Raw genomic sequence first — 22173 nt, forward strand, 5'->3', positions numbered from 1 at the left:
CACCCAAGGGTGCGCCCCGACCGGTGACGGCGAGCGGAGGCCGCGCGGTGAAGGAGTTCCCGGACGTCATCGCCTGGTCGATCCCGGCCTTCGTGCTTCTCATCGTGTTGGAGCGAATCTCCTACCTGCTGCACCGCGACGACGACGAGGTCGGCTACGGCGGCGCCGACACCGCGACCAGCCTGACGATGGGGCTGGGCAGCATCTTCGCCGACCTGCTCTGGAAGGTGCCGATCGCCGCCGCGTACGCGCTGCTCTACGCGCTCACCCCGCTGCGGGTCGCCGAGCTCTGGTGGACCTGGCCGCTGATCCTGCTCGCGCAGGACTTCTGCTACTACTGGTCGCACCGCGGCCACCACGTGATCCGCATCCTCTGGGCCTCGCACGTGGTGCACCACTCGTCGCAGCGGTTCAACCTCTCCACGGCGCTGCGCCAGCCGTGGACCGGCCTGACCAGTTGGGTGTTCTACATCCCGCTGATCCTGGCTGGCGTCCACCCGGCCGTTGTCGCGTTCTGCGGCTCGGTCAACCTGCTCTACCAGTTCTGGATCCACACCGAGCGGATCGAGAAGATGCCGCGCTGGTACGAGGCGGTGTTCAACACCCCGTCGCACCACCGGGTGCACCACGCGTCGCAGGGCAGCTACCTGGACCGCAACTTCGGCGGCATCCTGATCGTCTGGGACCGGCTCTTCGGGTCGTTCGCGCCGGAAGGGGAACGTTGCGTGTACGGCCTGACCAAGAACGTCGGCAGCTACAACCCGGTCCGGGTGGCCTTCCACGAGTACGCCTCGATCGCCCGGGACCTGCGCGCCGCGGTGACCTGGCGGCACCGGGTCGGGCATCTCTTCCGCGCACCGGGCTGGCAGCCGGCACCGGGCTCCCCGGTCAGGGCAGCCGGCCCTGCTCGACCAGACGGGCAAACCTCTTCAGCGCCTGGGTGAGGCCGAGCTTGGAGCCGGGCCAGAGCACCGGCCACGCCAGTCGACCGGCCCGACCGCCCGGCAGGTGGAACCACTCGTGCCAGACGACCTGGGTGCGGTCCCGGTCCAGCTGGGTGCAGCGCAGCACCCCCGGGCCGCGCAGCAACTGGCCGTGGTGCACGACGCCGATCTCGTACGGCTCGTCGACCCGGACCACCAGCATCTCGTCGCGCAGGGTCGCCCGGCCGAGCGCGGTCACGGCCTCGATCCGGCTGCCCTCTCGGCCGTCACCCTCGACCACCCGGACGCGGGTGAACGGGATCCAGTCGGACTGACGTTCCCAGGCGAGCAGCGCGGCGAACACCCGCTCCGCCGGGGCTTCGACGATCACCGTGGCGGTCACCTCACCGGCACCGGGTCGGGCCGCCTCGCGAAGATCGTCAGCGCCCTCCGGCTCGGTCACGCCGACTCCGACCGAACCACCGCGTCGTGCTGGTCGGTGCCGGCGGTCTGCTCACGATCGGCCGACTCGTCGTCGGCGGGCGCCACCCCGTCGGAATCGGCCGGGGACGAACTGGCGGTGGGCAACGGGCCGGGAGTCGTCGCACCGACCGGGGCCGAGCCCGCCTCGCCGGTCAGCGGCACGTCTCTGCCCGGCTCGACCGCCTCGACTGCGTCCGGCTCGGCCGCGTCCGTGGGAGTCACCTTGCTGGAGGACTGCTCGCGGGCCTGCCGCAGCACGTCCGCGTCGTCGGTGCGCCCCTCACGCAAGGCGATGACCTCCGACTCCAGTACGCCGATCAGCTCGGACTTGTAACCGATGTCGTAGGCGGCACGGCGCAACGCCTTATCGACCTGGTCCATCCGGTACCCGCGCAACCCGGTGTCGAAACGGACCGTCGCCACGTCGGATTCGCGCAACGGGCGGGTGCCCGGCAACGCCACGGCCTGCGAATCCGGCTCGGCCGGCACCAGGCCGGGATCACGCCCGCTGACCAGCACCGTGACACCGAATATCACCGCCGCGACCGTCAACGCCACGACCAGGAGGAGCAGAAGCTGACCCATGTACTGATCGTGGCATGGCAGCCGGCCGGGAGCGACCCCGCCACCCGCCTCGATCACGATCGGTGCCGACGCCCGCCCGGGATGGTGGACGGGCGACCGACTAGCGTCGGGACCGGCCGACGCGGCGGCGGCGGCGTGAACTTGCAGGAGGCGGGCATGGCCGGGGCGCTTCGGCTGGGTGGGCACACGTTCGCCCCCGGCGAGCTGGTGGTGATGGCGATCATCAACCGCACGCCGGACTCGTTCTTCGACCGCGGGGCCACCTACGCCGCCGACAGCGCTCTGCGCGCGGTGGAGCGGGCGGTGGACGAGGGCGCGGCCATCATCGACATCGGCGGCGTCAAGGCCGGCCCCGGCGCGGACGTGGACGTCGCCGAGGAGATCCGGCGCACGGTGGACACCATCGCCGCCGTCCGAGCCGCGTTTCCGGACGTGGTGATCTCCATCGACACGTGGCGGGCCGAGGTGGCGACGGAGGCCGTGGCGGCCGGCGCCGACCTCCTCAACGACACCTGGTCGGGCGCCGACCCGGCGTTGGTCCGGGTGGCCGCGCAGACCGGCGCCGGCCTGGTCTGTTCGCACGCCGGCGGGCTGACGCCGCGGACCAGGCCGCACCGGGCCGCCTTCACCGACGTGGTCGCCGACGTGGTAGCGACGGTGACCGGGCTCGCCGAGCGCGCGGTGGCGGCAGGGGTACGCCCCGACGGCATCCTCATCGACCCGGCGCACGACTTCGGTAAGAACACCCGGCACTCGCTGGAGATCACCCGCCGGCTGGACGAGCTGACCGCGACCGGTTGGCCGGTGCTGGTGGCGCTCTCCAACAAGGACTTCATCGGGGAGGCGTTGGGCCTGCCGGTGGCCGAACGGCTGGAGGGGACGCTCTCCGCGACGGCCGTCTCGGCCTGGTTGGGTGCCCGGGTCTTCCGGGCCCACCAGGTCGGCCCGACCCGCCGGGTGCTGGACATGGTGGCCTCGATCCGAGGCGACCGCCCGCCCACCGCCACCCGCCGGGGGCTCGCGTGACCGGTCGTCGCCGTAACCGACAGCGAACGGACGGAGGGACCGACACGATCGCCGGAGGCGGTGGCGTTCAGGTCCAGCGGAGGATGTTCCTACGCCAGGCGTAGAGGATGCCGAGCGCGAGCACGGCCACGAACACCGCCATCTCCACCACCGTCACCAGACCGAATCCGGGCCGATCGAAGACGACCGCCCAGGGGAAGAGGAACACCGCCTCGACCGCGAACAGCACGTAGAGGTAGGCGTACACGTAGTAGCGGATCTGCATCTGCGCCCAGTCGGCGCCGACCGGGTCGAGCCCGCACTCGTAGCTGGCCCGCTTGCCCGGCGGGTCGGCCGGACGCGCCGGGCGTAACACTCGGTTGGCCGAGAACGCCGTAACGAAGAAGAGAACGCTGGCGAGCAGCAGGAGCCCGAGCGTCGCGTACGAGCCCAGGTATCCGTTCACAGTCGGCAGCCTACCGTCCGCCCGGACGGGCCGTCCCAAACACGTTACGGATTTGTTTCCAGGTGGGACTAGTGCTCTGGGGCAACTGTTACCGAATACTGGACCCCCACCCATGTCACCGGAGGATAGATGGCCCGCGTGAAGGCATCGCCCGGTAACCGGGCGGAGGGGCGACGTTCCACGCCCCTGCTGGCGACCGCGCTCGCGCTCGGCCTGCTCACGGCGCTCGCCGTGGGGCCGGCCTGGGCCAGCGCGGCCACACCGGACGCGGAGCCGGTCGCGACCTCGTCCGAGCCGGTCAACGAGCCGGGAGGCGAGGAGCCCCCGACCACACCGGCGGAGGAGCCCACCCCGACCGAGGACCCGGGCGGTGAACCAGAGCCGACCGGCCCGGCGCCGGAGACCTCCGCGCCACCACCGGAGACGACACCACCGGCACCGGTGACCACCGCCCCGGAGGTCCCGCCGGCGCCGACCACAAGCGCGCCCGCCCCGGGCGCCACCACCCGACCGCCCAGCCCGGCTCCCCCGGTGCCACCGACGGCGCCCCCCGCCCCGCCGACACCGCCGGGGCCGACGGTCCGCCCGCCCGCCCCGGGTTCGGCGCCGCCGCCGCAGAGCCCGCTGGGCGTGCAGGTCACCACCGGCGACGTCACCCTCACCGAGGCGTACTGGAACACGCCGAGCACGGCCGCCACCCTCCAGGTCACCGTGCACAACACCGGCACCACCGCGGAACAGATCCGACTCTCGTACACGCTGCCCGTCGGGCTGACCGACGCCGGCACGAAGGGCTGCGCCGCCGCCGGTGGTGGGACGTACCGGTGCGGTGCCTGGACCGCCGGAGCGGGCGTCCGGTTCAGCACCGTGCTGCGGCTGCGGGTCGCTGGCACGGCGTGGAAGCAGATGCCGCTCAGCGGCTCGGTCCAGGTCATCGCGGACGCGCCGGGAGCGGAAGGGGAGGCGACCGACGACCAGGGCTTCGCGGTGCTCTTCCCAGCGGGCCCGCCGGTGCCCGGGATCGCGCTCACCGCCGACGAGGTGACCTTCGACATCAGCGGCGGCCCCAGCACCCTCACGCTCCGGCTGGGCAACACCGGCGCGGTGGACGCCGCCGGTCGGGTCGAGGTCGTCCTGCCGGCCGGGGTGACAGTGCCGACCCCACCGCTCGGCTGCGTGGCGGTCGACCCGACGCGTACCCGCTGCGACGCCGGCCTGGTGCTGGCGGGCACGACCGCCGAGGTGCAGCTGCCGGTGGAGGCGACGCCGCAGGCGCAGCGGGAAGCGCCGCTGTCCGGTGCCGTTATCGGGCAACTCGATCCACGCAGCGGCCCGACCCGGCGGGTGCAGATGAGCTTCCGAATCACCGCGGCAGCCGCACTGGCCACGCCGGTGGTCTCCCCACCCGCGCCGACCGGCTCGCAGGGCGTACTGCCCGCCGGTGCCACGACCGGAGACGGCGGGTTGACCTCGGTCGAGCGCACCGCGGTCATCCTGATCGCGGTCTCCACGCTGCTGGTGGTGCTGGCCCTCACGCTGGCGACGACGTCGCTGCGCCGCCGGTTCGGCGGTCCACCGCCAGAGCCCGCGCCCAACCCCGCCGACTGATCGACGGACGACCCCGGCCCGCGCGACCGGGGTCGTCGGCGCGACCGGGTGGTGATCTGAATTACGGCGGGCGGTGCGTAAGCCCGCAAAGGCGGGCATTTCACATACAGATCCGGTCCTAGTCGGCAACCCTCCGGGGATGGTTAGGGCTCCCTTAGACGTAGGCTCTCAGGAGAGGAACGACAGCGGCCGGACCAGCCTGGGGCGGTGCGGTGAAGCGTTGCGTCGAGGAGGTTCCGTGGCCGGGCAAGCCCCGCAGTCGCGAACGAAGGTGGCACAGTGACCAAGCAGATCCGTCAACTCGACCGCGTGGTCATCCGGTTCGCCGGTGACTCCGGCGACGGCATGCAGCTGACCGGCGACCGGTTCACCTCGGAGACGGCGCAGCTCGGCAACGACATCTCCACACTGCCAAACTTCCCCGCCGAGATCCGGGCTCCCGCCGGCACCCTGCCCGGCGTGTCGAGCTTCCAGGTGCACTTCGCCGACTACGACATCCTCACGCCGGGCGACGCGCCCAACGTGCTGGTGGCGATGAACCCGGCGGCGCTCAAGGCCAACCTGGCCGATCTGCCGCGCGGCGCGGACATCATCGTCAACACCGACGAGTTCACCAAGCGCAACCTCGCCAAGGTCGGTTACCAGAGCAGCCCGCTGGACGACGACTCGCTGGCCGGTTACGTGGTGCACCCGGTGGCGCTGACCTCGATGACCGTTGGCGCGCTCGCGGCCCACCAGGTGTCCAAGAAGGACGCCGAGCGGTCGAAGAACATGTTCGCGCTCGGCCTGCTCTCCTGGATGTACTCCCGGCCCTACGAGTCGACGCTGCGCTTCCTGGAGCGCAAGTTCGCGGCCCGCCCGGAGCTGGTCGCCGCGAACGTCGCCGCCTTCAAGGCCGGCTGGAACTTCGGCGAGACCACCGAGGACTTCGCTGTCCGCTACGAGGTCAAGCCGGCCAAGATGAAGCCGGGCACCTACCGCAACATCACCGGCAACGCGGCTCTCTCGCTGGGGCTGGTCGCCGCCGGTGTCCGCTCCGGGCTTCCGGTCTTCCTCGGCGCGTACCCGATCACGCCCGCGTCGGACATCCTGCACGAGCTGAGCAAGCACAAGCGCTTCGGCGTTCTCACAATGCAGGCCGAGGACGAGATCGCCGCCGTCGGCGCCGCCCTGGGCGCCTCCTACGGCGGATCGCTCGGAGTGACCACCACCAGCGGCCCCGGCGTGGCACTCAAGAGCGAGACGATCTCGCTCGCGGTGGCGCTGGAGCTGCCGCTGGTGATCGTGGACGTGCAGCGGGCCGGCCCGTCGACCGGCATGCCGACCAAGACCGAGCAGGCCGACCTCAACATGGCGCTGTACGGCCGGCACGGCGAGGCGCCGGTCGCGGTGATCGCGCCCCGGTCACCGTCGGACTGCTTCTTCGCGGCGCTGGAGGCGGCCCGGATCGCGCTCACCTACCGCACCCCGGTGATCCTGCTGTCCGACAACTACGTCGCCAACGGTTCCGAGCCGTGGCTGCTGCCCGACGTGGAGTCGCTGCCCGACCTGCGGGTCGAGTTCGCCACCAAGCCCAACGGCGAGGACGGCACCACCTTCCTGCCCTACCTGCGTGACCCGGAGACCCTGGCCCGGCCATGGGCGATCCCCGGCACCGCGGGCCTGGAGCACCGGATCGGCGGTCTGGAAAAGGCCGACAAGACCGGGGACATCTCCTACGACCCGGCCAACCACGACTTCATGGTGCGCACCCGGGCCGCGCGGATCGAGACCATCCCGGTGCCCGACATCGAGGTGGAGGACCCGGACGGCGACGCCCGGGTGCTGGTCCTCGGCTGGGGCTCGACGTACGGGCCGATCGGCGCGGCGTGCCGCGGGGTCCGCCAGCGTGGCCTCTCCATCGCCCAGGCGCACCTGCGGCACCTGGCACCGATGCCGGCCAACCTCGGTGAGGTGCTCCGCTCGTACGACAAGGTGGTCATCCCGGAGATGAACCTGGGCCAGCTGGCCCACGTCATCCGGGCCCGCTACCTGGTCGACGCGATCAGCTACAACCAGGTCCGCGGTCTGCCGTTCACGGCCGCCGAGCTGGAGACGACGCTGGAAGAGGTGCTGAAGAATGTCTGAGCCCGTCGCCCTCAAGCTCACCGCCAAGGACTTCAAGTCCGACCAGGAGGTGCGCTGGTGCCCCGGCTGCGGTGACTACGCGATCCTGGCAGCCATCCAGCAGTTCATGCCGGAGCTGAACATCCCCCGGGAGCGCACCGTCTTCGTCTCCGGGATCGGCTGCTCGTCCCGCTTCCCGTACTACATGAACACGTACGGAATGCACTCGATCCACGGTCGGGCCCCGGCGATCGCGACCGGCCTGTCGGTGTCCCGGCCGGACCTGTCGGTCTGGGTGGTCACCGGTGACGGCGACGCGCTCTCCATCGGTGGCAACCACCTGATCCACGCGCTGCGTCGCAACGTCAACCTCAAGATCCTGCTGTTCAACAACCGGATCTACGGTCTGACCAAGGGCCAGTATTCTCCGACGTCCGAGGTCGGCAAGGTCACCAAGTCGACCCCGGCCGGCTCGGCGGACGCCCCGTTCAACCCGCTCTCGCTCGCGCTCGGGGCGGAGGCCAGCTTCGTCGGCCGCACCATCGACTCGGACCGCAAGCACCTCCAGTCGGTGCTGCGGGCCGCCGCGGAGCACGAGGGTTCGGCCTTCGTGGAGATCTACCAGAACTGCAACATCTTCAACGACGGGGCGTTCGAACAGCTCAAGGACCCGTCGACCCGGGACGACTACCTGATCCGCCTGGAGCACGGGCAGCCGATCACCTTCGGCGCTGCTCGGGAGCCGAACGGCCAGCCCGGCGGTGCCGCCGGGCGGTTCTGCGTGGTGCACCCGCCGGGTGGCTTCGGTCTGGAGGTCCGGGAGACCAGTTCGGTCCGCCCCGAGGAGATCGTCGTGCACGACGCGACGGTGACCGACCCGGCGTACGCGTTCGCGCTGTCCCGGCTGCCCGGCCTGGACCTGCGCAACACTCCGATCGGGGTGTTCCGCTCGGTGGACCGGCCGTCCTACGACAGCGTGGTGCAGGCTCAGCTCGCGGCCGCCAAGGCGACTGTCACCGAGACCCCCGAGCAGCAGCTAGCCGGCCTGTTGGGCAGCGGCGACACCTGGACGATCATCTGATCCGTCGTTACTGACGAAGCGGCCGTCCCCGATCCGGGGGGCGGCCGCTCTCTCGTCGTACCGGCGCTGCCTCAGCGCTGGGCGCTGGCCGGCGTCCAGAGGTTGTCGATCTCCTTCTCGGCCGCCGCGAGACTCGCCTCGTGCAGCGGGATCAGCTCGGCCATCGCCGGCACCGACGGCGCCAGGGTCAGCTCGGCACTGATGAAGCGCGGCTGCATGCCGGTCATCGACAGGCCGTGCGGGAGCCAAGGCTCGGCGTGGTCCCAGCCGGAGCGAGGGGTGCCCTCGCCGTAGCCGCCGCCCCGGGTGGCCAGCACCACGAATTCGCGCCCGCCGAGCAGGCCCTCCTGCGTCGTCGGGTCGTACGCCAGCCCGGGAACGATCAGGTGGTCGACCCAGGACTTGACGCTGCTGGGCGCACCGAAGTTGTAGAGCGGCAGGCCGAGCAGCACCACGTCGGCCCGCTTCACCTCGTCGACCAGCCGCTCACTGAGCTGCCAGGAGTCGCGCTGCGCCGGGCTGTGCTGGTCCGGCGGCGTCATGCGAGCCAGCCCACCGTCTGCATCCAGGTGCGGCAGCGGCTCCGCGCCCAGATCTCGGTAGGCCACCGTGCCGTCCGGGTGAGCCGCACGCCAGGTCGCGACGGCGCGGGCGGTGAGCCGCCGGCTGACCGACCAGTCACCGCGGATGCTCGAGTCAATATGCAGCAGATGCATTATTCCTCCTCCAGGAATCGTCTGTGAAGCACCAACTATTTATAGCAGGCCGATGTTCCGCAGACTCGGTAGACTGGGTCACATGTCCGCGCAGCCGCTCGATTCCTCCGAGCACCGCTCGGGCGCACTCCTGGACCATCTGGCCCGGCGGATGCGACTGCGGTCGGAGTCGGTGCTGGCGCCTCTGGGACTACGCCCCCGGCATCTGGTCGCGCTCACCGTGCTGCGCGCCGGCGGCGGCACCGGGCAGCAGGCGCTCGCCACCATCCTGGAAATGGACAGCACCAACATCGTCGGGCTGCTCAACGACCTGGAGGCGAAGCAGCTGATCGAGCGTCGGCGCTCACCCGAGGATCGTCGCCGACACGTCGTCGAACTCACCGAAGATGGGGCGAAACGCCTCAGCGAGGCCGAATGCGCCCTGGCCAGCGCCGAGGACGAGGTGCTGGGCGCGCTGGATCCCGCCGAGCGGGAGACGCTCTACAAACTGCTCAGCCGGGCCTCCACCGGCACGGCAGTCAACTGCACCGAGGCGATCTGCGTCGCCGACGACACCTGCTGACGCCGCCTCACCACACTTTCGACAGCGGGGCCGGCACGCTGCGGCAGCGGCAGGACGATCAGGCGGTGGTCGCCGACTGGGGACGGTCGTCGCGTACGTGCACCAGCATGTCGCCGGTCTCGATCACCGCGCCGGCCCGGTCGGCCAGGGTGACCACCTTGCCCCGCCGCACCAGGGCGATCACCAACGACTCCAGCTCGCGCGGCGAGCGACCCACCTCGTCCCGCTCGGCGGAACGCATCGCCAGCGCCATGCCCTGGCCGGGGGTGAGCAGGTCCTCCACCACGTCGATCAGCGGCGGCGCCGAGGTGGACAGGCCGAGCAGCCGGCCCGCCGTGGCCGAGGAGACGATCACATGGTGCGCGCCACTCTGCTTGAGCAGTGGCGCGTTCTCCGCCTCCCGCGCCGCCGCGATGATGCGGACCTGCCCGGCCGTGAGCTGCCGTACCGTCAGCGCGACCAGCACCGACGCGTCGTCGCTGTCGGTCGCGATGATCACGGCCTTCGCGCTCTTGACGTGCGCCTCGTTCAGCACCGACGAGCGGGTCGCCGATCCCTCGATCGCCACCAGCCCGGCGGAGGTGGCCTGCCGAAGGGCGGCGGCGCTGCGCTCCACCACCACGATCCGCGAACGGTCCAGACCGTTCTCCATCAGGGCGGAGACAGCGCTACGCCCCTTGGTGCCGTAGCCGCAGATGATGACGTGGTCCTTCACGGCTCTCCTCCACCGCGACAGGCGACGGCCGGTCCGGTACTGCTCGGTCAGAACTTCCAGGGTGGTGCCGACCAGGATGATAAGGAAGATCACTCGGGCCGGGGTGATGAAGAGGACGTTGACCAACCGGGCCGACGGCGCGGCCGGGGTGATGTCCCCGTAACCGGTGGTCGAGAGCGAGACGACCGCGTAGTAGAAGCAGTCGAGGAGGGTGAGACCGTCCTCATTGACATCGCGGTAGCCGTCCCGGCCGAGATAGACCGCGGCGACCACTGCGAAGACCAGGCCCAGGGCGGCGGCGAGCCGAAGGCTCAGCGCGCTCAGCGGGCCCCGACGCTGCGCGGGAAAATGGATCACCGTCGAACCTGCTCCCCCGCCGTCGCCTGCACGCCCACAACATAGCGGGTGCACGGCGATCCGTACCCCCGGGTGGCCGAGCGGGCAACTGGCACACCCACCTGCACCGGTGAGAGCCCCCGGCCCGCGCCGTCGAGCGGCGCGGGCCCGGACGGGTCGGCCTGAACGGCCGGGGACGGGCATGATGAGGGTGTTCCCGACGACGACCGCGAAAGTGAGGCCGGCATGTCGTTGCTGCGACGAGTCATCGGCGGGGTGCTGCGTCGCCACCGCCAGCGTCAGGGCCGCACGCTGCGCGAGGTGGCCGAGTCGGCCGACGTGTCGGTGCCCTACCTGTCGGAGGTGGAGCGGGGCCGCAAGGAGGCGTCCTCGGAGGTGCTCGCGGCGATCTGTCGGGCGCTCGGCATCAGCCTCGCCGACCTGCTCGGGGAGGCCCGCGACGACATGCGCCGGGTCGAACCCCGTCTCCCGGCCGCACCCCGCGCCGCTCTGACTTACCTGGAGCCTGTCGAGGCGGTCCGACGGGAGATCGGCAATGCCACCCTCCTGGTGGGTCCGCTCGGCGGCGGGCTGCCCCTCCAGCGGGTGCCCAGGGCCGGCGAGCCGGCCATGCGGGTCGGCGTGACGGTCTCCGCTGGTGGCTCGCGCCCCGGCCCGCGTACCCCTTGCCTGGCTGGCAGGGGGTCGGCCCCGGTCGGCGCGCGGCAGTTGACCGCCGCGTAGGCCGCGCCGGTTCTGCCGTCGGCGGATCTGCCGGCGGCAGAATCCGTGGCTGGCCGTCGCAACCGCCGGCACGCTGGAAGGGCCGGTCCACGGGGTGGTCCCACCGCCCGCCGGCACGGCGGAAGGCGGCGGCACATGATGGGGTACGGCGTACAGATGCTCAACGGCGGGCAGCCGTCCTTCGGTGATCACGTGTTCGAGCGGCTGCTGCGGGAACGGATCGTCTTCCTCGGCACAGAGGTGACGGAGGAGTCGGCCAACCAGATCTGCGCGCAGATCCTGCTGCTCGCCGCCGAGGACGACGACCGGGACATCTACCTCTACATCAACTCGCCGGGCGGTTCGGTGAGCGCGGGGATGGCGGTCTACGACACGATGCGCTACGTCCGCAACGACGTGGCGACGCTGGCGCTCGGGTTCGCCGGCTCGATGGGGCAGTTCCTGCTCTGCGCGGGTGCGGCCGGCAAGCGGTACGCGCTGCCGCACTCGCGGATCATGATGCACCAGCCGTCCGGCGGGATGGGCGGAACCGCCGCCGACATCACCATCCAGGCGGAGAACATGCTGCACGTGAAGCGGACGATGCAGGAGCTCATCGCCCAGCACAGTGGACGGACCCTCGACGAGATCCAGCAGGACTGGGACCGGGACCGGTGGTTCACCGCCGAGCAGGCCCGGGAGTACGGCCTCATCGACCAGGTGGTCACGCGAGCCGAACAGCTGCCGACGCTCTGATCAACGTCTGGCGGCCGCAGTACCGCCCGACCACCCCACCCATTAGCCTCCGTAGATACCTGGGCGGGCGCAGAAGGAGTGGGAATGACTGACGGTCACGAAGGCAGCAACTGCGGCGACGACACGACCACCTCCGCAGTGAGTCGCCGCAGCGTGTTGCGCGCGGCGGTGCTGGGCGCCGGTGCCATCGGCGCCGGTGGCCTGGTGGTCCCCGAGGCCGCACAGGCCGCGCCGGCGATCTACAACCCGTTCAGCGCCTACCCGATCACCGACACCTGGGAGGGCCACCTCAGCCGCGGCTCGCGTGGCGGCATCGATTTCGGGATGGGAGTGGGTACGCCGCTGCCCGCCTGCGGCGCGGGAACCATCCAGAACATCCCGAACAACGGCGCGGGCGGGCACACCGTCACTATCCACCACGCGGACGGATACCGCAGTCAGTACCTGCACCTGTCGCAGTTCCTGCTCGCCAACGGCGCCAGCGTGGGCGCGGGCACGATAGTGGGCCGCTCCGGTGGCGCGGCCGGGGCGCCCGGCTCGGGCAGCTCGACGGGCCCACACCTGCACTGGCACATGATCAACCCGTCGGGCGCCCTGATCAGCCCACTCGTCTACATCCAGCAGAACCCCGCCGACCAGCCCCGTCAGGTTTTCGAGGCGGCCAGCAACGCCGGCTGGCGCGCCCTGCCGGTCTCCGGCAGCACCGGCGCGGTGACCGGCACTGCGGCGGCCGCGATCACCCTCGGATCCACGAAGATCCTCTACACCCTCAACGGCGGCCGGATCCACGAGGCCGCCAGCAACGCCGGCTGGAACAACCTGTGGACCGGCGTCCACGGGGCGCAGGGCACGGCGCTGGCCGCGCTGAACCTCGACGGGGTGAAGCACATCTACACCGTCGTCGACGGGTACGTGCACGAGGCGCACAGCGCCAACGCCTGGCGCAACCTCAACACCGGCATCGGCGGCGCGAGCTCGTCCTCGATCTCGGTGATCGCACTGAACGGCGTCAAGTACATCTACAGCATCGTCGGCGGCTACATACACGAGGCGCACAGCGCCAACGCCTGGCGGAACCTGAACACCGGCGTCCCCGCCTCGGCGGTAGCGGCGATCACAGTGGGCGGCACGAAGATCCTCTACGCCCTGAACGGCGGCCGGATCTACGAGGCCGCCAGCAACGCCGGCTGGGCGAACCTGTGGACCGGCATCCAGGGCGCACAGGGCGACGCCCTGGCCGCGCTCAACGTCAACGGGGTGAAGCACATCTACACCGTCGTCGACGGGTACGTGCACGAGGCCGCCAGCAACAACGGCTGGCGCAACCTCAACAGCGGGATCCGCGGAACCCGGGCAGCCGCCCTGGGGCTGGACGGCGTCAAGCTCATCTACGCCGCCTGAGTCGCCCACCGGAAGGACGCGCGCTTGGAGAAGACGGAGAGACGCTCATCGAACCGTGGTCACGATCCTCGGCTGGAACGGGCGAGCTCGTCCTCGACGAACGCGGGCTTGGCCAGCGTGATCGCCGGGATGGCCGCCACGAACGCGACAGCGAGCAGAAACAGCAGCGGCAGGGTCCATCCGCCGCTCACGTCGTGCAGCAGCCCGACGAGCAGAGGACCGAGCGCGCCGAGCGCGTACGCGACCCCCTGCGCGAAGCCGCTCAGCGCGACAGTGCCGCCCTGGGTTCGGGTGCGATCGTTGATGAGCACGAGGCTGATCGGGAACAGGATCGAGCCCGAGCCGATGAGCAGCACCCAGAGCAGTGTGAGTGTCGCGGGCGCGAGCAGCAGGCCGAGGTAGCCGAGCACGAAGCTGGCGGCACCGGCGGCAATCAGCCAGCTGACAGCGCCCAGCCGCGCGACGAACAGGGGCGCCACGAGCGCGATGGGCGCGCTGATAATGCCGGTGACGGCGAGCAGCACACCGGCCTCGGTCGGCGTCGAGCCGGCGATGTCGCCGAGGATCTCGGGCAGCCACGCGAAACACGCGTAAGTGAGGATCGTGCTGGTCGAGAACAAGACGGTGATCGACAGGGCCACGCGTGACCGCCACAGTCGCGTGACGAGGGTGGTGGGCGCAGACTCGACGGCGTCGGCGTCCGAGAGTCGTGCGCGGCGCTCCCGCGCGATGATGACGAGCCACGGAACGAGCGCGACCACCGCGGTCACCGCCCATATGCCGAGCGCGAACCGCCATCCGACCTGCTCGGCGACCGGGGCGGCGACCGCGGCGGGCAGGGCTGTGCTCACGCCCAGGATGCAGACGTAGACGGCGGTCAGCAGCGCTATCCGGTCGGGGAAGTAGCGCCGCACGATCGGCGGCAGCAGCACATTGCCGATGCCCGTGCCGGCGAGCGCGACGACACTACCGATGAGCAGCACCCCGTAGCCCGGGGCGACCGCGCGCACGAGATGGCCGACTGTCATGAACAGCAGCGCCAGCACGATGCCGCCGCCGAGGCCGATGCCGCGGGCGACGCGCGGCGCGACGAAACCCGATACCGCCAGCAGGAGCGGTGGCAACGTGCCGAGCAGCCCGACGCCGATGTTCGATATCGGGATGTCCGCCCGGATGTCGTCGAGGATCGGTGACATCACCGCAACCGTCTGACGCAGGGTGAGCGCCACCAGCACGATGCCCAGCAACGCGGCCACGCGCCCCGTCCACAAGGTAAGGGGTTTGGCCGAAGACACCCCCTTACCTTAGTGCTTCAGGCGGGATCGTGATCATCACGTTTCGATGAGCGCCCGGCAAAGTCGTCGCCGGTCCGTCGGCCGCCTACATCGCGACACCGGTAGGCATCATCCGCCGTTTCTCAGCGCTCGCGGCGAGGCGGCTGACGGCTTGCGAGGACTCGGTTGATCAGGCTGGCTCAGTCGTCGCCCGCTGACTGTGCCGGCGGAAGCGGTGAGGCCACGCGAAGTTCCAGATCAGGGAGGTGATCTGCGTTTCGCCTGGTGCCCCCGGCAGGATTCGAACCTGCGACACACGGTCCTCGACCATCGGGGCCTTGGACTTGTCATCGGCTGTCGAAGTTTGGCGTTGAACTGCGCAAACGTCGCAGCGGGATAAGCGCCGCTTGTCACCGCTGGTCGATCGTTTGGCAGGGGTTTTCGGGGGGTAAACGGGGGCGCGATCGGGCGTCCACGCGCCCCCAAGTGATTAGGGATCCCGTCCGCGCCGTCCCGCCCAGCAAGCGGTGCCCCGGTCTACAGCATGGAAGACTTACCACGGGGGTTGTCGCCTTCGCGAGAGTGGCTGGACAGAATGGGCCCCATGCTTGTCACCCTGACACCTGGCGTCGCCCGCGATCGCGCCTTACAGCTCCTCCGATCTGCTTCCCTAGAGATCACCAATAACCACGGTCAGCAGGACAAATACGTCCAATGGGTATTGGACACGAGCCGCATGCTGCGGGGTCAGATTGCTCAGTCCGACCTGGAGCAACTGCTGCTCACACCAGCGTTCTACCGGCTTATTGATCCGACGTTGATGGGCACTCCGCAGGGCTTACTGCTGCTCAACGCCGAGATCACCGAACGCCAGGCAATGCTGACTCAAGCTGCCGACACGTTGCACGCACAGCTCAACGCGTGGGACGCCGCGGCGCGACTGGTTCTGGCAGTCGTGGACAGTAGCGTGTTTTTGTCCCACCCCTGCTGGACGAGGGACGACGATCCGGCAGCGGTGCTCGCGAGCATCCCCTGGGCAGACGAACTCGGCGCCAGGGCCGAGGACATCCTGCTCGTGCTTCCAGAAGTTGTGATTCGAGAGCTTGATCGGATCAAGGAATCGTCTAACAAGACGCTACGCCACCGGGCGCAGGTAACACTGGCTGTCATCGACAGGCTGCTGCCTGATCCGAGCGGCACGGTCATGATCCGACCCGAAGACGGTTGGGATGAGGCGACCTCACGTGGGCAGCAAATGCCACGCGGAGCAGTCCACCTGCGGATCTTCTATGACGACCCGGCGCACCGGCCCCTCTCGGACCCCGATGCCGAGATTATCGACCGGGCGATCGCCGTACAGACCCTCGCCGGCAAGCCCGCACAGCTGATGACCATGGACACAACGATGGGACTGAACGCGCGCAGAGCGGGGCTACAAGTGGCCAAGCCCATCCGGAAGATCGACGAGCCGCCAGCTGAGGGCCAGTCAACGCGGGCGCGCCGCCGGGCTGCAGCCGAAGGCGCCGACAACTCCCACACAACCTCGGACGATCGGGGAGATGGTGGAAATGTCTAGGCATCGCACCACCCTGCGAGCACCCCTGAGCCGACCCGACAGCGCCGCCCTCGTGCCAGCAAGGGCAACAGCCCCATCCCGACGCAGTGTCACGCCGATGAGTGGAGCAGAACTGACGTCGTTCGAAGTGCAGTGATTGTGCTGCCCCCTACCGCGATTCGCGCCGAGCCGGGGCCGTCGCGCACGTTACCTGTCGGTGGTCGTGTGTAGCGTGTGGGCAATCCGTCACAGAACGTAAGGAAGATCAGCATGGGCGACGCTGCCGCGTTTCGTGATCAGCTCATGGATTGGGTGTACGACAAGGCAAACGGCACCTCCACGAAAGATGTGCCCATCATGGAGTTCGCTGAGAGCGTCGGGCTGGATCTTGATGGTGCGTACACGCTGCTCTGGTACTGCCGTGACGAAGGGCTCCTCAGTGACACGGGCTCGGGCATGGGCAACCCGTGCGGCATCCTCACCGCCTACGGGATCGCCGACGTGCGGGAGCGGCGGCGCCGGCGGGCCGACCCTGCGCTGCGGGCGCGCGCGTGCCGGTCGGGCCTGCTGAACTGGTTCTACCGGCAGCGAATCGCCCAGGTGCACATGCCCATCACCGAGGAGTTCGGCAAGGACGAAGGGTCACTCTGGGAGGGCCTCCGGTTCACGGACGTCGAGATCCAGGACGCAGCCGAGTACCTGTCCGCCAAGGGGCTGATCGAAGGGAGGGAGGTCGCCGAGCTACGCGGCCCCGTACGCGCCGAGATCACCACCGACGGCATCGACTGCGCGACCGACTGGGAGGGCAGTGTGGCGGACTACCTGCGCGACCAGAAGGGATACGGCCCGACGATCAACCACGGGCCGGTGTTCCACGGCACTTCTCAGGGTGGCCAGTTCGCGTGGGGAAACCGCGATGTGACGCAGCAGCAGAACATCGCCCAGCAGGTCGCACCGGAGTTCCAGCCGCTCGCGGAAGCGGTTGTGACGATCCTCCAGCAGCTTCCCGGCTACGGGCTGACGCGGCAGGATCAGCAGGACATCGAGGCCGCGGCCAACGAGTTGCTCGCCGAGGTGCAGCAGGAGCAGCCCGAGCCGGGCAAGCTTCGTCGCGGCGTCGCCATGCTCAAGGGCTTCCTGTTCCCGATCGCGAAGGAGGCGGCGACAGAGGAGGCCCGGCAGCTCGCGCAGCAGGGCCTGGACCAGATCACGGCGGGGATCGGCTCGGTTCTGTGATGCGTTCGCACGCAGCCTGGTCGGTGAAGGGGTACTCCCTTGCGTAAGCGGCCACCCGAGGCAATGTCGGTGAATCGCGCGAGCGGCGGCCCGTTGGACTTTGGGATCGAGCCGCCAGGGCCGATGGAGACGGTGCCGCTGCGGCTGATCGAAGTGCTGCGCCCGCGCATGTTCGATGACTGCCCCATCTGCGGTGACCCGGCGACGACGGAGGAGCATGTACCGCCGCAGCGGCTCGGCGGTACGAAGATGACCCGGACCTGCGCTCGGTGCAACAACAGCTTCGGGACTCTCCTGGAAGCCGACCTGGTCGACTGGTTCGACGAAGCCTGGTCGACGTCGTCCCTCCAGTCGGACGCGGTCCCCGGCAGGCGGCAGACGAGCCGGCTGCTGAGACGGTGGACATCAGACGGACATTTCGTCTTCCTGCCTGAAGGGCGCTGCGATCCTGCGGTCAGCGAGATCTTGGCGGCCGGCGGTGACGTGACTCTTGAGGCCTCGCCACCGGATCAGAATCGCTGCCGCCTGGCGCTGCTCAAGTCGATGTATCTCGCGCTGTGTATCAAGGCCGGCGTTCCCGAAGGCGCACCAGCGAATCGGCTGCGGGCCGAACTGCTCGCGGTGCGCGACGTAAAGCGCAAGGTGGACGTGCCGGTCAGTCCGATTGCGCTGGGGCTAACCGTGCTGCGGCACTGGGGAGACCCGATCACGGAGGGGTCTGTGGTGTTGGCTGAACTCCAGCCGGATACCGGGCCGGTACTGGGGTTCCTCCTCGCGGGCCGGGTGTTCGTCTCAGCATCATCGTCGTGGAGCGAAGCAACGACCGCGCCGACTGAGCGCGTGGTCTACCAACTCCAGGTCGGCGCGCCGGTGAGGGGCGAAGTGGCATATGTTCGACCCGAGCCGCCACCACAGCAGGCTCGACGGCGCCGTCGTGCATAGTCGCCGCTCGCCAGCGACAGCACGTCGTCCCGACGCACTGTCATGTCGCTGATAGAGCGGCTCTCCCTGCTGAGCTGCTGGTCCAGCTGACATGCGGATTCGGTCACTTCGAGGGTCTCGCGCAGCGTGACCTTGAGGTAAACGCCGGGTGCAGGCAGGATGGGGGCTCGCATCAGATCTTGGATGTGCCCTTAGGTGGAGGTGTCGTGGCTGGTCATCCCTTGACGCTGGACTCGGCGGTGGCTGAGTTTGGTCGCACGGCTACGAACAAGCTCACCGACATAGCGGTTCGCGGCGAGCCGGAGGATCAGCTCCGTGCGCCGTTGGAGAAGCTGGTTGGCGACCTTGCGGTCTTGTGCAACCACCGTCGCGACCGCCTCACCCTCGTCGGGGAGACTTCCCTCGCCGACCTCCAGAGTCGGCCTGACTACGCAGTCACGTACTCGTACACCCTCGTCGGCTTCATTGAGGTCAAGGCACCTGGAATCGGCGCTGATCCACGCAAGTTCAAGCGCAAGCACGACAAGGAGCAGTGGGCGAAACTTCAGGCCCTGCCAAACCTCATCTATACCGACGGGCTGGCATTTTCCCTCTGGCGCTACGGCGAACTTGTAGGGGAGATCGTCCGCCTAGCCGGCGACCTAGCTTCCGATGGCGTGTTGACGGCGCCACGAGCGCTGCTGCCGCTCTTTGAGCAGTTTCTCGGATGGAACCCCACGCCCCCGCGAACGCCCAAACAACTCGCCGAGACCACCGCGCGTCTGTGCCGGCTGCTGCGTTCCGAGGTTGAAGAACAGCTGGCACGCCAAGACCCGACTCTTGCGGGCCTCGCAAAGGACTGGCGGCATCTTCTTTTTCCCGAGGCTACAGACAGCCAGTTCGCCGACAGCTACGCCCAAGCGGTCACTTTTGGCTTGCTGCTCGCACGCGCCCAGGGCATCGAGCTAGGCAGGGGTATCGATCCAGCCGCCAAAGCGCTTGCGAGCCGCCAGTCGCTCATCGGTACCGCCATGCGGGTACTTACCGACCAAGTGGTCAAGAGCCAAACACTGGCCACTTCCGTAGCCACGCTGACGCGCGTGCTGGCGGTAGTCGACTGGCCGAAGATCTCGAAGGGCCAATCGGATGCATGGCTGTACTTTTACGAAGACTTCCTAGAGGAATACGACAATAGCCTGCGCAAGCAAACTGGCTCCTACTACACCCCAATACCAGTCGTGCAGGCAATGACACGGTTCGTCGACGAGGCGCTACGTGGGCGTTTCGAGATGCACGATGGGCTGGCGAACCAACACGTCAACGTGGTAGACCCGGCGATGGGCACTGGCACATTCCTGCTCGAAGTCGTGCGCGCGATTGGCCAGGCGGTCTCAGATGATCTCGGCGAAGGGGCAGCGCCGGCTGCCGTAGCCGCCGCACTATGGCGATTGGTCGGATTTGAACTTCAGCTCGGCCCGTTCGCGGTCGCGCAACTGCGGATCCTTGCAGAACTAGCCGAACTGGGCGCAAATCCCGAACACATTAATCCAAGGTTGTTCGTAACCAACACTCTAGGCAACCCCTTCGTTGAGGAACAGAGCCTTGGGACCTGGTACGAGCCGATTGCGCAGTCTCGACGCGAGGCCAACCGCATCAAGCGTGATGAGAACGTGCTGGTCGTACTCGGCAATCCCCCCTATAAAGACAAGTCACACGGAAAGGGTGGCTGGGTCGAGTCCGGAAACAGGGCCGCCGGGCAGAGAGCCCCGCTAGCTGACTTCGTTCCCCCTCCTGAATGGGGCGTAGGGGCCCACGTCAAGCATCTCTACAACCCCTACGTGTACTTCTGGCGATGGGCAACATGGAAGGTTTTCGACAATCACGCTGACTCGGACCGCGGAGTCATCTGTCTAATCACCGTGGCAGGCTTTCTAGACGGTCCAGGTTTCCAAGGCATGCGCGACTACTTGCGCCGGCGCGCCGACGCAATATGGGTGATCGACTGCTCTCCTGAGGGTCACCAGCCACCGGCCAGCACGCGCATCTTCCAGGGCGTGCAGCAGCCAATCTGCATCACCCTCGCCGTCCGGGACGGCAGCACCGACGCCGCCACCGCCGCTCCCGTCTATTTCAGGGGCCTGCAACCCGGAAATCGGAATGCGAAATTTTCCGAGTTGACCGGCATCTCGCTAGCCGACGATGATTGGGTTGAATGTCCAACCGAATTCCGGGCGCCCTTCCTCCCGGCAGGCGGCTCGCGCTGGCTCAGCTACCCGACCCTGGAAGACCTTCTGCTCTATTCCGGCTCAGGGACAATGCTTGGCCGCACGTGGGTAGTTGCACCGGACGCGGAAACTCTACGTCAGAGGTGGGATGCGCTCATCGCTGCTCCATTAGAGGATAAGTCGTTGCTTATGCAGGAGCATCCGCGGGATCGGCACATTAACAAGGTGCTCACCGACGCCTTGCCGGGGTACCCGGCGACAAGAGTGCCGATCAAAGACGAGGTAGGCCCTTGTGCGGAACCGGTCTGGATTGGCTATCGATCCTTTGACCGGCAACTGATCATCCCTGACAAACGGCTGATCAACCAGCCAAACCCAACCCTGTGGGGAGTGCGATCAGACAAACAAACTTACCTCACGGCACCCCATGACACGGTACCGTCGTCCGGTCCAGCCGCTACCTTTACCGCTGAAGTCCCTGACCTTCACCACTACAAGGGCAGCTTCGGCGGTCGGGCTTTCCCGCTGTGGCTCGACCCCGCTGGCACCATACCGAATGTAGTTCCCGGCCTACTCGACCTACTTGCTGCCCATTACGGTAAGTCGGTGGCCGCCGAAGATCTATTCGCCTACCTGGCGGCCATTTTAGCGCACCCGGGCTACGCGCGGACCTTCGCCGAAGACTTGACCACTCCCGGGCTCAGGGTGCCTCTGACTGGGGACCGTGAAATCTTTGCCGAGGCATCGGCCATTGGAAGACGAATACTTTGGCTGCACAGCTATGGCCAGCGATTCACCGACGCTAGCGACGGCCGCCCTCGCCGCTCACCGCGGCTGCCGCAAGATCGTGCGCCCAAGGTCCTACCCGGAGCGGCAATTCCGTCCGACTCGGAACACATGCCGGACACGCTCACCTATGATCCGAACTCTCAACAACTACACGTCGGTACCGGACGTGTCGGTAATGTAACTGCTCAGATGTGGTCGTATCAGGTTTCTGGCGTAAATATACTCAGCAAATGGTTTAGTTACCGTCGCAAGACTCGCGACCGGCCGGTCATGGGCGATCGGCGGGTGTCGGCTCTTCTTGAAATCCAGCCTGACCGTTGGCATGCCGACTACACACGCGATTTGATCGACCTGCTCAATGTATTGGGCCTACTCGCCGATCTTGAAAATGACCAAGCTCGACTGTTGGGCGCAATTCGCGAGGGTACGTTAATTTCAGTGCAGGAGCTGACCGAGGTAGGCATTCTCCCGGTGCCGCCGGAGAAACGCAAGGTAGCTAAGGCATGGCAAGAATCCCCCAGCGATACACCTAGCCTGTGGTGACGATGCGGTTTTAACGCTAGGAAGCCGTGAAAGGTGTCCTGGCATGCACGGCCAGGGCACCTTTTCCGACTAGGTTCTGTCTCGCGGATCATGAATCTCGCTCGTTAGGCCTGTGTGGCACGAGGCGATCTGACGAACCATGAGTGGGCTGTGCTGGCGCCGCT

19 protein-coding genes are annotated in these 22173 nt (G+C 68.3%); 13 read left to right on the forward strand and 6 right to left on the reverse strand.

Annotated features, from left to right (window positions below):
- Positions 1-23 precede the first annotated feature (23 nt).
- Positions 24-944, forward strand: coding sequence for a sterol desaturase family protein (locus tag ACIBEF_RS13655; protein ID WP_355005088.1), 921 nt, complete (start codon positions 24-26; stop codon positions 942-944).
- Here the strand turns inward: ACIBEF_RS13655 and ACIBEF_RS13660 are convergent.
- Positions 889-1386, reverse strand: a complete 498-nt coding sequence (locus ACIBEF_RS13660) for an SRPBCC family protein (RefSeq protein ID WP_355005087.1) — start codon at positions 1384-1386, stop codon at positions 889-891. The genes ACIBEF_RS13655 and ACIBEF_RS13660 overlap by 56 nt on opposite strands.
- On the reverse strand, positions 1383-1991 hold the full coding sequence (locus ACIBEF_RS13665) for a DivIVA domain-containing protein (protein ID WP_396793675.1): 609 nt from the start codon (positions 1989-1991) through the stop codon (positions 1383-1385). The genes ACIBEF_RS13660 and ACIBEF_RS13665 overlap by 4 nt, the downstream gene beginning before the upstream one ends.
- Before the next feature lie 156 nt (positions 1992-2147).
- Between ACIBEF_RS13665 and folP the strand changes: the two genes are divergently transcribed.
- Positions 2148-3017 carry a dihydropteroate synthase gene (gene folP / locus ACIBEF_RS13670; RefSeq protein WP_396793676.1) on the forward strand — a complete coding sequence of 290 codons (870 nt, stop codon included), beginning with the start codon at positions 2148-2150 and terminating at the stop codon, positions 3015-3017.
- Positions 3018-3084: 67 nt separating this feature from the next.
- Here folP and ndhC read toward each other — a convergent pair whose 3' ends face one another.
- Positions 3085-3462, reverse strand: a complete 378-nt coding sequence (ndhC, locus tag ACIBEF_RS13675) for an NADH-quinone oxidoreductase subunit A (protein ID WP_091394827.1) — start codon at positions 3460-3462, stop codon at positions 3085-3087.
- Between the two features lie 129 nt (positions 3463-3591).
- Here ndhC and ACIBEF_RS13680 point away from each other — a divergent pair, with 129 nt between their 5' ends.
- The 3 genes from ACIBEF_RS13680 to ACIBEF_RS13690 all read left to right on the forward strand — a co-directional run bounded on the left by ACIBEF_RS13680 (position 3592) and on the right by ACIBEF_RS13690 (position 8257).
- Positions 3592-5070, forward strand: coding sequence for a hypothetical protein (locus ACIBEF_RS13680; RefSeq protein WP_396793677.1), 1479 nt, complete (start codon positions 3592-3594; stop codon positions 5068-5070).
- A 279-nt stretch (positions 5071-5349) separates the two neighbouring features.
- Positions 5350-7197: a 2-oxoacid:acceptor oxidoreductase subunit alpha gene (locus tag ACIBEF_RS13685; protein ID WP_396793678.1), complete on the forward strand. Its 1848-nt coding sequence runs from the start codon at positions 5350-5352 to the stop codon at positions 7195-7197.
- Positions 7190-8257, forward strand: a complete 1068-nt coding sequence (locus tag ACIBEF_RS13690) for a 2-oxoacid:ferredoxin oxidoreductase subunit beta (RefSeq protein WP_396793679.1) — start codon at positions 7190-7192, stop codon at positions 8255-8257. Before ACIBEF_RS13685 ends, ACIBEF_RS13690 begins: the two co-directional genes overlap by 8 nt.
- A 71-nt stretch (positions 8258-8328) precedes the next feature.
- Here the strand turns inward: ACIBEF_RS13690 and ACIBEF_RS13695 are convergent, their stop codons facing one another.
- Positions 8329-8973 (reverse strand): FMN-dependent NADH-azoreductase, encoded by a 645-nt coding sequence (locus ACIBEF_RS13695; protein ID WP_396793680.1) that lies wholly within the window; start codon positions 8971-8973, stop codon positions 8329-8331.
- 82 nt (positions 8974-9055) lie between these two features.
- Between ACIBEF_RS13695 and ACIBEF_RS13700 the strand changes: the two genes are divergently transcribed.
- Positions 9056-9535 carry a MarR family winged helix-turn-helix transcriptional regulator gene (locus ACIBEF_RS13700; RefSeq protein WP_124854267.1) on the forward strand — a complete coding sequence of 160 codons (480 nt, stop codon included), beginning with the start codon at positions 9056-9058 and terminating at the stop codon, positions 9533-9535.
- A gap of 58 nt (positions 9536-9593) precedes the next feature.
- On the opposite strand, the gene ACIBEF_RS13705 is transcribed toward ACIBEF_RS13700, so the two are convergent.
- Complete coding sequence (locus ACIBEF_RS13705) at positions 9594-10607, reverse strand: TrkA family potassium uptake protein (RefSeq protein WP_030329269.1); 1014 nt, start codon at positions 10605-10607, stop codon at positions 9594-9596.
- A gap of 225 nt (positions 10608-10832) precedes the next feature.
- Here ACIBEF_RS13705 and ACIBEF_RS13710 point away from each other — a divergent pair, with 225 nt between their 5' ends.
- The 3 genes from ACIBEF_RS13710 (at position 10833) to ACIBEF_RS13720 (ending at position 13466) form a co-directional block, all read left to right on the forward strand.
- Positions 10833-11330 (forward strand): helix-turn-helix domain-containing protein, encoded by a 498-nt coding sequence (locus ACIBEF_RS13710; RefSeq protein WP_396793681.1) that lies wholly within the window; start codon positions 10833-10835, stop codon positions 11328-11330.
- Between the two features lie 135 nt (positions 11331-11465).
- Complete coding sequence (locus ACIBEF_RS13715) at positions 11466-12065, forward strand: ClpP family protease (protein ID WP_396793682.1); 600 nt, start codon at positions 11466-11468, stop codon at positions 12063-12065.
- Positions 12066-12149: 84 nt separating this feature from the next.
- Entirely contained in the window at positions 12150-13466 is a 1317-nt protein-coding gene (locus ACIBEF_RS13720; protein WP_396793683.1) for a M23 family metallopeptidase, read from the forward strand.
- Between the two features lie 59 nt (positions 13467-13525).
- Here ACIBEF_RS13720 and ACIBEF_RS13725 read toward each other — a convergent pair whose 3' ends face one another.
- Positions 13526-14722 (reverse strand): CynX/NimT family MFS transporter, encoded by a 1197-nt coding sequence (locus tag ACIBEF_RS13725; protein WP_396793684.1) that lies wholly within the window; start codon positions 14720-14722, stop codon positions 13526-13528.
- 622 nt (positions 14723-15344) lie between these two features.
- On the opposite strand from ACIBEF_RS13725, the gene ACIBEF_RS13730 reads away from it, so the two are divergent.
- The 4 genes from ACIBEF_RS13730 to ACIBEF_RS13745 all read left to right on the forward strand — a co-directional run bounded on the left by ACIBEF_RS13730 (position 15345) and on the right by ACIBEF_RS13745 (position 22009).
- Entirely contained in the window at positions 15345-16316 is a 972-nt protein-coding gene (locus tag ACIBEF_RS13730) for a PIN domain-containing protein (RefSeq protein ID WP_396793685.1), read from the forward strand.
- Between the two features lie 249 nt (positions 16317-16565).
- Positions 16566-17531, forward strand: a complete 966-nt coding sequence (locus ACIBEF_RS13735; RefSeq protein WP_396793686.1) for a hypothetical protein — start codon at positions 16566-16568, stop codon at positions 17529-17531.
- A gap of 69 nt (positions 17532-17600) precedes the next feature.
- On the forward strand, positions 17601-18473 hold the full coding sequence (locus ACIBEF_RS13740; RefSeq protein ID WP_396793687.1) for an HNH endonuclease: 873 nt from the start codon (positions 17601-17603) through the stop codon (positions 18471-18473).
- 206 nt (positions 18474-18679) lie between these two features.
- Positions 18680-22009, forward strand: a complete 3330-nt coding sequence (locus tag ACIBEF_RS13745) for a type ISP restriction/modification enzyme (protein ID WP_396793688.1) — start codon at positions 18680-18682, stop codon at positions 22007-22009.
- Positions 22010-22173 lie beyond the last annotated feature (164 nt).

It is taken from the genome of Micromonospora sp. NPDC050795 (assembly GCF_044456785.1).
Taxonomy (GTDB): Bacteria; Actinomycetota; Actinomycetes; order Mycobacteriales; family Micromonosporaceae; genus Micromonospora.

Bases quoted from the DNA above. Each gene is read 5' to 3' on its own strand.
- ACIBEF_RS13665 (WP_396793675.1), bottom strand. From the start codon at position 1,991: ATGGGTCAGCTTCTGCTCCTCCTGGTCGTGGCGTTGACGGTCGCGGCG.
- folP (WP_396793676.1), top strand. From the start codon at position 2,148: ATGGCCGGGGCGCTTCGGCTGGGTGGGCACACGTTCGCCCCCGGCGAG.
- ACIBEF_RS13680 (WP_396793677.1), top strand. From the start codon at position 3,592: ATGGCCCGCGTGAAGGCATCGCCCGGTAACCGGGCGGAGGGGCGACGT.
- ACIBEF_RS13690 (WP_396793679.1), top strand. From the start codon at position 7,190: ATGTCTGAGCCCGTCGCCCTCAAGCTCACCGCCAAGGACTTCAAGTCC.
- ACIBEF_RS13695 (WP_396793680.1), bottom strand. From the start codon at position 8,973: ATGCATCTGCTGCATATTGACTCGAGCATCCGCGGTGACTGGTCGGTC.
- ACIBEF_RS13700 (WP_124854267.1), top strand. From the start codon at position 9,056: ATGTCCGCGCAGCCGCTCGATTCCTCCGAGCACCGCTCGGGCGCACTC.
- ACIBEF_RS13710 (WP_396793681.1), top strand. From the start codon at position 10,833: ATGTCGTTGCTGCGACGAGTCATCGGCGGGGTGCTGCGTCGCCACCGC.
- ACIBEF_RS13715 (WP_396793682.1), top strand. From the start codon at position 11,466: ATGATGGGGTACGGCGTACAGATGCTCAACGGCGGGCAGCCGTCCTTC.
- ACIBEF_RS13720 (WP_396793683.1), top strand. From the start codon at position 12,150: ATGACTGACGGTCACGAAGGCAGCAACTGCGGCGACGACACGACCACC.
- ACIBEF_RS13730 (WP_396793685.1), top strand. From the start codon at position 15,345: ATGCTTGTCACCCTGACACCTGGCGTCGCCCGCGATCGCGCCTTACAG.
- ACIBEF_RS13735 (WP_396793686.1), top strand. From the start codon at position 16,566: ATGGGCGACGCTGCCGCGTTTCGTGATCAGCTCATGGATTGGGTGTAC.